This window comes from Paenibacillus sp. N3.4 (assembly GCF_008017805.1).
Classification (GTDB): domain Bacteria; phylum Bacillota; class Bacilli; order Paenibacillales; family NBRC-103111; genus Paenibacillus_E.
Genome location: NZ_VRTT01000014.1, coordinates 25,956 through 38,153, shown reverse-complemented (window position 1 = coordinate 38,153; position 12,198 = coordinate 25,956). Strand labels below are relative to the sequence as shown.

The window sequence follows — 12,198 nt, the reverse complement described above, 5'->3', positions numbered from 1 at the left end:
TTTTATTGTTTGGGAAAAGTTTAAGCTGCTGCAACAGAGTCAGCGGCTGTTTTCGTACGGCTGCGTTTACGTGCATTGGCTTTGATACGCCATATGAAAAGTCCCGTAATCATAAGCACAAGTGGCGTCATGCCGAAAAAGAAGCTGATGATTTTGAGCGGTTCGCCGCCCCATGTCGCGAAATGGAGACCTTTTCTCCAGGCATTGTAAAAGTTAATGGCCAAGTTGGGATTCGTTTTATATAAAACAGAACCTGTGGCTGCATCCATATAAACCGTACTATTGCTGCCTTGGGAAGCGGCAAATCCTTCTTTGAGGCCGAATTGATAGGATTGGCCCGCTTTTTGCGGAATCTGGATTTTAATCAGTTGACTACCCGGGTAGGATTCTTTCACGATCTCAACAGCACGGTCTAGTGGAAGCGCGGCCGCATCTTTTGATTTGCTTTGCAAGGCTGTCGCTGGAATTTCTTCTTTGGCTTTGAAGCCAACCCAAGTGGGAATCGATTTCTCAAAGGCATTGAGCGTACCTGTTAAAGCCAGCACTAGCAAGAAGGGAATGGAAAGAATACCGATTGTTTTATGTAAACTCATATGTTTTAAAAGTTTTCCGCGTTTAAGAACGACTCGGAAGCCATTAGCTAATTTGCGAAGTCCCGGCCACCATAAGTAAATACCGCTCACGAGCATAAGAATCAACGCAATGCCTAGAATGCCTACAACGGATGCTGCCGGAATTTTCCCGATCACCGAAGTCAGCAAGAAATAGCGATGAAGCTGATAGATGGTAGCAAAAGGCTCCAGACGTTCCGTCTGCACACGCCCAAAAGTCTCCCCTGTACCTGGGTCCGCGTAGACGGTGAAGTTCTCTTTGCCGCCGCTAGCTTGAACCAAATGAACGTGATAGAACGAATCATTGTTTGGATACTCGATCCGATCCGCAGAAAACCCGGGGTGCGCTGCCTCGGCCTGCTGCTTAATCACAGCTGGACTGACGTTGCCTGGTGTTGATATGTGGTCAACAGGATGCATCCAGCTTTCTACCTCAGGCTCAATCAACAGAAGACTGCCGTCGTACATGTTAACACCACGAACAAACCTAAAGTCAGACTGAGCAAAAGGTGAATCGTTAATACTGCTTTTCTCATTACTTAAATCCCCCATGTTCGATGTAGATACTCTTTGTAATCGTTTTACTATGATAATGATAATCATTCCTAATCAAGGCATTTATAATGATAATCATTATCAATTTATATGTCAAGGATGTTTACATAAATATTGCGGGATATGGCAAACTCATGTTCAAAAGGTTGAAAATTTCACTGAAGAAGCAGGCAAAAGGGGGATGCATCATGGAGATCGTGAAAGCTACGCAGGGGATGAAGGCGAATTGGAACTTGATGTGAAAATCAAAGACAAGCATCAGAGGCAGTGCCTCTCCTGTTGGAAAATGCGATGAAGCTCTCGCTTGGGCAGTTAAGTCCGATATTCGAAGAAAACGGTGCTTTTTATATGATGAAGTGCGTGCAGCGTGTGGAAGGCGGATTTTGAGCCTGTTTGAACAAGTGAAGCGGCAGGTCAGTTCATTTTCCCCTTGCTCCAGAGTATTCTCTCTTTGAATCCTGCAATCTGGCGTACGGAGTAGTCTATGGGCTTATCTCGGTCGATTAAAATCATATTCTTCACGTCACTGGCTCCATCCGTGCTTAATAAGTACACTTTCGTATAAGCGAATGCCTCGCGAAGCGTCATTTGAATGGCATGAATGAACCGGCCCTGTTCGCCTTTGCCGAACAAATTCATGATGAGGGCTCCGCCCGTTTGAAGCTTTTCATGGGCAAGATGCCAGCGAGGTCAGATGCCACGGCGTGACTTTCTCGCCAAGCTCTGCAATCACAAAGCGGTGGGAGATGAGCAGCCCTGAAGTTAATCCTTATCGCGCTTAGTGACGCGGCTTGTCGGCGTCAAACTCCGAATTGTAGAGGCGAAGCTTTGCTATTTTGGATCGTCAATGTGTAAGATGCACCTTCGGTGAGTGGCTTTTAAAGCTTGTCTTTAAAGCATGCTTTAAAAACCTGCAAAAGTGCCGTTTTTTTCAATCAAATCAGCTACGCACAATATAAAACCTGCTAGAACGCAGGTATTTCAAGCTTTTCCCGCACGAAATCAAGGAAGAGCGCCAAATTCATGTATGTTAGCAGGAATTTTCGATTTAGGGAAGATTCGGCGAACAAAAGATGTACTTCCGCATGAATTTAAGACGATGGACTGTCATTTGAATTTTGACATTCAACAATCAGCACTGACACGGGTAGTTGGCATCCGCAACACGCATCCGCGATCCGAGTATCATCCTTGATGTCTAAACTTGCCTCAGGGTCTATGGGCTGGACGAGCAACAATAGTTTAACGACGAACCATACGGAGTCTGTTACTTGGATATGGGATCCAGCAAGACGATGGCCGAGGTAGACATTTATCCGCGAAACGATACAGGCAATGTGGGTCAAAATTTCCCCATCGACTTCACGATCAAGACGTCAACGGACAATGTGAATTGGACGACAGCTATGACTTGCACGGCGTATGCGCAGCCTGGCAATGCGGTGCAAAGCTTTAGTTTTTCAGCGGTAACAGCCCGATATGTGAAGGTAGAGGGAACGAATCTGCGGCCGAACCCGACGGATGCCAATCGGTACCGAATGGCGTTTGCAGAGATTGAGGTTTACTAATTGGAATACTGGGTTACCAACACATCATTGATATATGATGCTATGAAATTTTCCCAAATACCCCATAACTCGCTATAATTATAGGAAAGTAGATGCTAGAGAAAGGCGAGGAGCAACAAAATGAATACATCGGAGTTTCAAAGTATGTTAGTGAATACAGCAAGATTAAAGGGTTTGATAGCAGTACAATTGAACAAAGGATGATGTACCTAATGACAGAAGTTGGAGAGTTGGCAAAGGAGGTTCTATCTGTTTCTTTTCATCCTGATGAGGAATCTAAAGAAAACTTGGGTTACGAGATGTACGATGTTGTGTGGAATATCTTTGACTTGGCAAATAAGCTTAATATTGATTTAGAACATGCATTTAGAAGTAAGATGGAGATAAATGAGAAGAGATCTTGGAAGTAGGTTTCAAATACATAAAATGGAAGAGCCCCTTTAAGCTTGTAAACCAAGGCTTAAGGAGCTTTTCGATCATCATAGGATACCCGCGATAACACTAAAAAAAGCAGGAGACCCACGCCCGTTGGCTGGGTTCCTTTTTTGTTTATGATTTTGATCCAAGTCGACGATTGTACATGTGTTCCTATTCATAAAATAAGTCGACGTTCATTTTTAAGAAAACACATTAAAATATAAAGGATCAAGCAAACATAGATAAGTATGATTTCAACAATAGATTGGTAGGGAAGCTGAACAGCTTGAAATGCCATTCTGGTCAAAAACAAACTTACGGCAAAAATTAAATGATGAAGAATGTACCGGAAGTTAATCCTTTTTGAAACCCTTGCATATGGGTTCTCAGCTTGTTCAAATTCCATAAGGTAGCAATCAATTCCAATGAAATTATACCGATAGCCGCTCCTGCATAGGCGAAACCGGGAATGGCCAGTAAATAATAATTTAGCGCCAATGAGCAAATAACACCGATGACTAGCCCAAAGAGAGGTATTTTCTTTCTCCGATTCCCCACAAAGCAATCATAGAAAGTTCTCGAATCCCTGATAATAAGGGAACTAATGACATATAGCGAATACTGGTTTCCGCCAAACTGTTCGAAAATAACAAGTTCGAAAGATCCCCTGCGTAAAAGAACAAAACCAAAGCAGATCCGCATCCCCAGAGCCAAACGACATTCATGGCCGCTTTTGTACGCTGCGCAAATCTATCTTTCCTGCCTGCCTGCCAATCTGTTGTGAATTTGGTAGATAAGGTGTAAATCAAAGCAAATGTAACGAAAGAAGGCATATACGCGATCGTTGTAGCCATTCCTGTAATAATGCCGTAAACGGAAATTGCATCGGAGGCACTCATGCCTGCAGCTTGCAGCCGATTGGGAATAAGGATAGCATCGAGAAAATCAGATGTGGGAACAATTAAACGTGTGGCAAGGATGGAGATCGCGGTCAAAATAAACCAAAAAACACCGGGATTTTTCAGCTGCCGCCACGCAGGTGTTTTAAAGCTAAAGTCCAGTTTGCGAAAGGTAGAAACTACAAGTATGATCAGTAAAAAGCATAAAGCTGCGAAAGCACCTGCGGGAGCTCCCAGCATCGAAGCGCCGACAGCATAAGGAACACCGAAACGTAACCATGCGGTTGTAATCGTAATCATGACAGCAATGCGAAACAACTGTTCAATAATCTCTGATACCGCAATATAACTGTTAAATTCCATTGCTTGTAGATATCCGCGTAGCAAACTAAGGAACGGAACAATCGCTATAGCTGGGGCAATACATTGCAAGGCAAATTCTAGATGAGGATCACCCAGCAGGAGAGAGATTGGAGACGCAAGACGATAGCAATAAAACCCTAATACGATGCCGAACAAGGCAAGAAAAATGGCTGTTCCTTTAAATAACTGCCACCCAAGTTTGCGGTCTCTGGCTGTAGAAAGGAAGATTGCCGTAGGAAATCCTCCCACAATGACAGTAAGAATAAGCGCGTACACCGAATAGGCCATTTGATAAAGTCCTATACCTTCGGATCCGAGCATCCGGAATAACACAATTCGGGCAAAAAAACCTATTACCTTAACAAGGAAAATAGAACCCGTACGAAGAGCCATCTGTGTTGCCAGTTCGGGTAATCTCATGGTTTCACCTCAAATCAATACCTATAGCGCTTTGTCTTAATTATCTTATTGTACAAGTCGCCTAGATATGATTCGATGTGAACAAGTCAGTCTTAGTCATTGATGTGTATTAATAAATACTTCGTATTTTGATCCCAGCCGAGATCGAAGGGCACGCGATATCGGTCCGCGGTATGCGAATTGACAAGCGGATATCCATAATAGTCAAAACCAACGAAGATCGAAAAATGATCGATATCCCCATCCATTTCATAAGCAATTAGATCTCCCGGCTGTAATGCTGCAAGAGCTCCACCCGGATATTTTTCTGTAGGTTTAACTACATCTGTAAAGTACCCTTTGGCGACGAGGCTGCCATAACCGCTATGCAATAAGAAATTTTTGAAGGTATCCGTCCGTACCCAAGCTTGGCTTCCCTCTGAACGATAATGCCAGCCCGATTTCATTTTTAAGCCGCCGCCTTCGTCCTTATCCCCGAGCACTTGAGAAGCAAAGCTGGTGCAATCGCCCCCCTGATACGTATAATCCAAATACTTTTTGTTATAACGATGATCGTTGCCTGCACCCCATGCTGCCCCTGCATATTTATTTGCATATTGTACGGCCTGTTCTCTATTGTATCTCCGCTTTGCTTTTTCGCCGGTCTGTAGGGTAGTTGTTTGGTATTTCAAGAAAGCGGGATTTGGGAATCCGGTGAATTCCGGTATTAATTTCGGATTTTCCGAAAGCGGATCGGTGTACCATTCTCTTAGCACCACCCATTCGCCATTCATTTTTTTAAGGGTTAATCCATGCCTTGTTCCAATACCAAAAGATTGGGGATTATACTTGTCGGAAATGAAAACATAGCTTAATTGTAAGCTTTGGTTTAACGAAACCCTTGCTATATTTCCTTGTCTTTTAATGCGGTTAACTCGGATATTGCTTTTCGCAGCTGAAAAAGCGACGCCTCTTTTTTCGGCCCAGGAATTGATGTAGTTGCTTCGCAACAGTTCCTGCTCATATGCGTACTGACTCAATCTATCCGTTTTTTCATAAAAATGATGTATCGTTTCCGGTCGTTGATCAATTAAAAACCGTGATCTTTCGTTGAACAGTTTTATTAAAAAAGCTTGTATATTTTCAGTTTCATCGGTGGTGTCCTCAGCAAAAACGTGGATTGGACAAAGAAGTGCGACCAAGATGATCGTAAGCCATTTCAAACGATTTATTTTCATATCTTTAATAGCTACCTCCCGGCAAGAACCCGACATATATATAGATAATATCTATCTATTTTGACGCTTACCAAGGAATCTTATCCATGAAAAGGGCGCTGAGAAGAATTCCATCCCGGCTGCCCTTTGTCGATAAGGAATCTAAATGACTCTCCTAGCAAACAGATAATGCTGATACCAATATTCCCCTTCTTTTTTATCTTTATGAATATTACTGATGATTACTCCAGTTCCTTGCTCATAAGTGTGGAGAATTTGTCCCTCCCCCATATAAATGCCGACATGCCTAACTTTATTTAACCCAGTCTCGTTTGGAAAATCTTCATCGGAGAAAAACATAATATCTCCTTTACGTAAATTAATAAACGGTATCTCTTCTCCTTGCACAGCCTGTTCTCTTGCATTATAGCCTAAAGGAATACCGTGTTGACCGTAAAGATATTGCACGTAAGAAGAACAATCGAAGGCTTTATCATTAAATCTCTCCGTGCCGTAAACATAGGGAGTTCCCATATAACGCTTCCCCTCTGCAATAATCGCATCCGCAGTCTTTTCCCATTGAGTTTTATCTGCCGCTTCATTAACCTTAATGGGTCTCTCATTATCAGCGCTGTAGGGTTTAACTCTATCGGCTGTGTCAGATCCTTTTTTTAGACTGCAGGCTGACAATCCCCCAAAAAGAAGCGTGAGCATTAGAAGTTTCTTTAACGCATTTGAATAAAATCTTTTGTTCATATAGCCACCTCCCAGAGATAATTAAAGTATGATTTTTCAGGCTATTATCTATTCTAGGTAAATGGTGGAGGTTATATGGACAAAGATGTTGGTGTCATTCATTCGCAGTAATCGTTGCAAAGCTGTAGCTTCCCTCCAGCCTGGCATTTCGCTATATTTGAAGGATGAGGTGAGCTTGCGAAAGTGGACACGATTACGCATACATTATTCGGCCTGACGCTGTATGGGGCCGTCGACGCTCGATTTCATTAACAAGACGCGGTTGAACACGCTATCCATAGCCTGGAGCCGCAGGGTCAAAGAGAGCCGTTCAAAAGCATTGCTTTTGACGGCTTCTTTGTAGCTTAGGAAATTACGTTCATGAGGAATATATTGACAAACAACTATTACAAATGTAATATTAATTTCGTGGGGTTATTATTACATTTGTAATAGTTGAATTCGGAAAGGAGTAGAAGCATGGACAACGTTCCAAAAATATCGGAAGCCGAATGGGAAATTATGAAGGTTGTCTGGAAGCAAAGTCCCTTGACCGCGGAGCAAATCGTACTCCAGTTACCCGGCGGGATTGAATGGAGCGATCAGACGGTGCGGACGTTCGTCAACAGGCTTTTGAAAAAAAAGGTGATCGGCTTCAAGAAAGCGGGAAGAAGCTATCTGTACTTCCCGCTAGTAGCAGAGAAAGAATGCATTCGGGCCGAGAGCCAGTCGTTTCTCAAAAGGGTGTTTAACGGAGCGGCCGACATCATGGTAACGAATTTTTTGGAGGAAACCGATTTATCGCAGCAGGAGATCGACAAGCTTCATAAGCTTTTGACGGAGAAAAAAGAGAGAAGATCCAAGGAACGAGGATCCGATGAAGATCAATAAAGAGGTAAGCAGATGGATATGGTAAGCAGTATGTTTTTATGGTTTTGTTACTCGACACTGGCGGCAAGCGCCGTTGGGCTGTTGGTCATTGCAATCCAAGCTTTGTTTCATCGCCATATGAGTCCGCGTATGAGGCATGCGCTGTGGCTGATTGTGCTCATTCGGCTGCTTTTGCCCGATTTTCCCAACAGCCCTTTAAGCTTGTTTAATGCTGTGCAATATACGTCGCATATGGAAACCGAACCGAAGCTGTTATCCCAAAATAATGAGGGGATACAACCTTTTCAGAATGGGAATAACGTCCCGCTTCAGACCCATCTTCCGGTCACGGAAGCCGCATCGCCGCAAGAACCCGAAAGCCCGGTACTGTCTTCCGCAAACAAATATACGCTTGCTTTACAAATCGTTTCGGCCATATGGCTTGCGGGAGCGGTCGCAATCCTTCTCTACTTGCTCGTTTATATGCGGAAGCTAAGGAGCAAACGCAAGACGCTCCGGATTGTAACAGATCCTCGTATCCTATCCGTTATGAACGATTGCAGGAGGAAATTCGGCATTAAGCAGCCCATTCCGTTGTATGCAGGATACGAAATGAAAAGCCCTTATATTTCCGGGGCCATTGCTCCGTGGATTTATATTCCTGAAGCGCTGGGGAAGCAACTAAGCGATGACCAGCTTTACCATCTCTTTGCACATGAATTGGCTCATTATAAAAGAAAAGATATCGCCTGGAATTTGGTCGGCAGCTTCGTTCTGGCGATCCACTGGATGAATCCTTTCATATGGATATGCATCGCAAAAATGAAAGCGGACAGAGAGTTAGCCTGCGACGCCTATGCATTGGAGGTTCTTGGAGAAGACGAAGCGATACTGTACGGGATGACGATTATTGAATTTCTGAAGCTTTATACGACCAGCCGGAATCGGCCGAATCTGCTTTATTTCAACGGATCGAACCATCGCAATCTGGTGACGAGGAGAATTACGATGATCAAATCGTTCAAGAAAGGAACGTATAAGCTTTCAACCATGGCCGTTTTATGCGTCGCCGCCATGAGCGTCATGACGTTAACCAATGCAGCGGAGCCGACGGGGTTGAGTAAACTCGTTCAGCCCGTCTGGCAGAACATCGGGGAATCAGATGGAGACTCTAATCCACATGATTCAGAGCCTGCCTATAGAGGTGGGGGTCTTGACCCGATTCATAATGATCGGGATAAATATGCTGAAGGCGCGGCGGATACCGTCCAAAACGGAAATGCCGCTTCATCTCCCGTACTCAACCGGGATAATGCGGTTCAAGCAGCTGCAGCGGAAGCCGTTAAAGAAACGGTAGCCGTCGAAGAAGAAAAAGCTGCCCCTGTCCCTCTCCCTGCTCGGACCGTAAACCGTTTGGAGAAAGCGGTCAAGGATGCTGGCTTCAAATTTAAAATTCCGAATGCTTTGCCTGAAGAGTATCGCTTCGAACAGGTCCATCTTAATAAGAAAGAGGTTGATGGAAGCAAGCGTACAGAAGTAGCGATGCGCTTCGTTCAGCGTCAAGGAGAGGCTGTGTCCGGCAATTTGGAGTTTTTCGCTATTAATGGAGGCGACGACCTGAAAACGGTATACAAAAATATTGAACAATCAGCAACTAAAAGCGGAGAGTGGTCGGTGAGCTCCAACTTTTTGCGAATAAAGGAACAGTACGCAATGAAAGTGACGGAAGCTGTCTCGGGTCAAAGCGAGAAGAGATATTATATTTTGGAGGATCAAGGAGTCCAGTATCAATTTCAAGTAACGGGCAACGTAACGGATCAAGAAATCATAACGATAGTTTCCTCTATGAAACAACCGGATGCAAATGTGTATAAACAGTATGGAGACAATGTGCATTCCACTAAAGGGAATGAATAAGTTACCATCAAGCAAACCAATCGGGAAAGGATTGTTGTAAATGATGCCTGTATTTAATGCAATGAACAATAAAGTACGACGTTTGGCCGTAGTTTCTGCCGCTGCACTGATCGCCTTTACCTTATTTGGAGCCTCATCCGTTACACCCATGGCCGTGGCGGCAGAAGTTTCCGCCTCAGTGTCCCCGTATCAGTGTTTCTTCGAACGGGAACCAGTCGGCGAAAGCGGAACGGTGTCTCCATTTCTTCATTCCATGGATTGCGAGCTGAAACAAGCTGTCAAAAACGGTACGGTATCCCTGGTCAATCAAAGCATTACTAAAAACGACGTTACGATTACAGTGAAGGAAATATTGTTTGATGATGCGCGATTGTCCGTCGGTTATGTGGAGCATCATGGTCAAGAAAAGTCTTCGACCAACCCGGTGATTTCGCTCGGCGGCAAGGAAATCGGAAATCTTAGTCGCCATTGGTCCGAGCCGATTGACGAACAAACCACGATGCATAGCGTAACCTGGGCCAATGCGGGCCGATTTCCCGATGAGTTCGAGATGAAGTTCCAGGATTTCCGTTCTCTGCATCAAACTTCGCCCAACAGTACGCCAGTGCCGTGGGAACTGACGATTCCTGTCAAGAAATCCGTTTATAAAGAAACAAAGATACTTAAACCGATGATAACCAAGAAGTCAGGCGAGTTGACGTACACGGTCAAGGAGATTGCGATTACCCCGAACATGACGGCAGTCAGGTTTGAGCTTAACTTTCCGAAGCATCTGAATAGCGGTTTTTATCAAGATCACATGAGAATAGAAGATGAGGAAGGAACGAAGTACCTGCCGGGAGGAGAAGACTTGGTCAAGTTCGAACCTACAGAAACCGGATACTCCTATGAATTTATTGGTTCTTTCACCCCTTTCCAGACAGTTCCCGAATCGATCAAGATCGAATTTGCCCGTGAAGAATCGGTATTTACATTACCAGTGATTCACAAGGCGGCAGTAGAGCATATGCCGACAGCCGAGAAGCCGATTGTGCTGAAAAGAAGTGCGTCGGGATTGGTGAAAATTACGGATATCTCCTATGGCACCGATAAAACCGAGGTTCGTTTCCAAACTGAAGGTCTACACCCGTACTATTTGGATTTATTTATTGAAGATGGGGCTGGCCAGAAGATATACGGTGTGCTAAGAAAATTGGTTGATCGGAAAACCAATACGTATGTTGAGGACTTCCCTGTCATCGATCCCCAATCCAGTATAACGTTTGTTTCAACCTTCCAAGATAACCCTGAGCCGAAACATAACCCGGAGTTGGAAATAACGCTTCCTGTCAAACCTTAATCCGTTGGCTGTCCCATTTGCGGGGCAGCTTATTTTTGTTCAGGGAATTTACGCAGGATGGGACCTGGGGGACATTGTTCATTACGACAATATTTGAGGCTTTTCCGGCTTCATAATGAATCGAGTGCGCACTCGCGATTTTCTGAAAAGGAGAGGAGGATGCTGGGTAAAATCGTTTTCAACGATATAAATGAAGGCGGTTACTATCTTCTTGAAGCTATGCAATGTAAAATGCGGGTTTAATTTCTTTTGGTAGTTGATTGCACGGTTCCTTTTGCCTATCATATAAAGGACACCGCTTCTGTGTGGCAGTGTATTGCTCGACACAATCACTATACCGAACAGAAGCGGTGTTTTCTATATTGCAAGGGATTAATGATAATCCCGATTCAGCTATGTATATCAAGGCTTTGAAACCAATTTCGCTCTGCGAAGTTTGAGTTATTAATTCTATGTTGTCTCACGTTCGATAATTTCATCAAGTTCTGAATTTTGCTCATTGGCTGCAGCGATAATTTCTTGATCAACCTTATTTTTCCCTTGAATTTGCTCCGCTGCTTCAGCTTGATTGTTCAATTGTTCTTCAATTTGTCCAATTCCATGAGCCCCTTGATGTCCTCTGCTTGATGTCATTTCCACATAGCTCCTTTTTTAATGGCTGTATACTTCGAACTATATTATGACTTTGTAAGCTCGCTGTTATACAGAGATGATTAGATTAATGTTGGTTGGATCCAAATAAGAAGATATTAGCATTTGCATTTTGATCGTTTTTCAGGCAATTTAAATTCTTGACTTTATAAACAAAGGTGGTAATATTTAGTTTATATTTTACATTATTGAAATTAGCCGTAATGAACATGTCATTCATATTTGAATATTTTTTATGTCGTCTCATGTAAACGTTTACTTAATCAATTTATTAAATATCCGTAGCATTGTTTTCTCGTTCACCCCAACTGACACTTTGACAAAAGTATCTAAAAAAGGCAGTTTCCATACCAGGAATGGGAAGAGCGATTGAACAATTATGGTTTGTTAATTAAACATGTAAACGTTTACCTAAACAATGTATTGAAATATCCACAGGAACTGTTTTTTCGGTATCCTCCTGAAATATTAACAAGAGCAAGTAAGCAAACAGTAAGCAGTCTTTTGCATACCAAGAATGGTAAGAGCTTCTAAAGATTTGTGTAAGCTAACTGTATATGTAAACGTTTACCTTGGATGAAACGAATCCCCATGAATTTGTTTTTCTCGGTCTCTATCACTGAAATTAGAAAAGTGAATGTAAGAATTTCCTCAGGC

At 43.4% G+C, this 12,198-nt stretch carries 13 protein-coding genes and 1 pseudogene; 7 read left to right on the top strand and 7 right to left on the bottom strand.

Features of this window, described 5'->3' with window-relative positions:
• Positions 1-20: 20 nt before the first annotated feature.
• A complete protein-coding gene (locus FU659_RS09465; RefSeq protein WP_187274031.1) occupies positions 21-1,163 on the bottom strand; it encodes a PepSY-associated TM helix domain-containing protein in 1,143 nt (380 codons plus the stop codon).
• A gap of 71 nt (positions 1,164-1,234) precedes the next feature.
• Here FU659_RS09465 and FU659_RS36295 point away from each other — a divergent pair, with 71 nt between their 5' ends.
• On the top strand, positions 1,235-1,408 hold the full coding sequence (locus FU659_RS36295) for a hypothetical protein (protein WP_222708515.1): 174 nt from the start codon (positions 1,235-1,237) through the stop codon (positions 1,406-1,408).
• A gap of 172 nt (positions 1,409-1,580) precedes the next feature.
• Here the strand turns inward: FU659_RS36295 and FU659_RS09460 are convergent, their stop codons facing one another.
• On the bottom strand, positions 1,581-1,805 hold the full coding sequence (locus FU659_RS09460; protein WP_147947349.1) for a hypothetical protein: 225 nt from the start codon (positions 1,803-1,805) through the stop codon (positions 1,581-1,583).
• A 388-nt stretch (positions 1,806-2,193) separates the two neighbouring features.
• Here FU659_RS09460 and FU659_RS36290 point away from each other — a divergent pair, with 388 nt between their 5' ends.
• The 3 genes and pseudogenes from FU659_RS36290 (at position 2,194) to FU659_RS09450 (ending at position 3,144) form a co-directional block, all read left to right on the top strand.
• Entirely contained in the window at positions 2,194-2,361 is a 168-nt protein-coding gene (locus FU659_RS36290; protein WP_222708514.1) for a hypothetical protein, read from the top strand.
• A gap of 82 nt (positions 2,362-2,443) precedes the next feature.
• Positions 2,444-2,734 (top strand): discoidin domain-containing protein, encoded by a 291-nt coding sequence (locus FU659_RS09455; RefSeq protein WP_261807728.1) that lies wholly within the window; start codon positions 2,444-2,446, stop codon positions 2,732-2,734.
• 120 nt (positions 2,735-2,854) lie between these two features.
• Positions 2,855-3,144: pseudogene (locus FU659_RS09450) on the top strand (MazG nucleotide pyrophosphohydrolase domain-containing protein).
• A gap of 334 nt (positions 3,145-3,478) precedes the next feature.
• Here the strand turns inward: FU659_RS09450 and FU659_RS35305 are convergent.
• The 4 genes from FU659_RS35305 to FU659_RS09430 form a co-directional block, all read right to left on the bottom strand.
• Positions 3,479-3,649 carry a hypothetical protein gene (locus FU659_RS35305; protein ID WP_483874504.1) on the bottom strand — a complete coding sequence of 57 codons (171 nt, stop codon included), beginning with the start codon at positions 3,647-3,649 and terminating at the stop codon, positions 3,479-3,481.
• Positions 3,650-3,669: 20 nt separating this feature from the next.
• A complete protein-coding gene (locus FU659_RS09440) occupies positions 3,670-4,833 on the bottom strand; it encodes an oligosaccharide flippase family protein (protein ID WP_147947345.1) in 1,164 nt (387 codons plus the stop codon).
• A 92-nt stretch (positions 4,834-4,925) separates the two neighbouring features.
• A complete protein-coding gene (locus FU659_RS09435; RefSeq protein ID WP_147947344.1) occupies positions 4,926-6,050 on the bottom strand; it encodes an amidase domain-containing protein in 1,125 nt (374 codons plus the stop codon).
• 141 nt (positions 6,051-6,191) lie between these two features.
• Positions 6,192-6,785, bottom strand: coding sequence for a C40 family peptidase (locus FU659_RS09430; RefSeq protein ID WP_261807722.1), 594 nt, complete (start codon positions 6,783-6,785; stop codon positions 6,192-6,194).
• A 459-nt stretch (positions 6,786-7,244) separates the two neighbouring features.
• Between FU659_RS09430 and FU659_RS09425 the strand changes: the two genes are divergently transcribed.
• The 3 genes from FU659_RS09425 to FU659_RS09415 all read left to right on the top strand — a co-directional run bounded on the left by FU659_RS09425 (position 7,245) and on the right by FU659_RS09415 (position 10,890).
• Positions 7,245-7,655: a BlaI/MecI/CopY family transcriptional regulator gene (locus FU659_RS09425; protein WP_147947343.1), complete on the top strand. Its 411-nt coding sequence runs from the start codon at positions 7,245-7,247 to the stop codon at positions 7,653-7,655.
• 12 nt (positions 7,656-7,667) lie between these two features.
• On the top strand, positions 7,668-9,551 hold the full coding sequence (locus tag FU659_RS09420) for a M56 family metallopeptidase (RefSeq protein ID WP_147947342.1): 1,884 nt from the start codon (positions 7,668-7,670) through the stop codon (positions 9,549-9,551).
• A 61-nt stretch (positions 9,552-9,612) separates the two neighbouring features.
• Positions 9,613-10,890: a DUF4179 domain-containing protein gene (locus tag FU659_RS09415; RefSeq protein WP_187274028.1), complete on the top strand. Its 1,278-nt coding sequence runs from the start codon at positions 9,613-9,615 to the stop codon at positions 10,888-10,890.
• Positions 10,891-11,340: 450 nt separating this feature from the next.
• Here the strand turns inward: FU659_RS09415 and FU659_RS09410 are convergent, their stop codons facing one another.
• Positions 11,341-11,523, bottom strand: a complete 183-nt coding sequence (locus FU659_RS09410) for a hypothetical protein (protein ID WP_147947340.1) — start codon at positions 11,521-11,523, stop codon at positions 11,341-11,343.
• Positions 11,524-12,198: the final 675 nt, after the last annotated feature.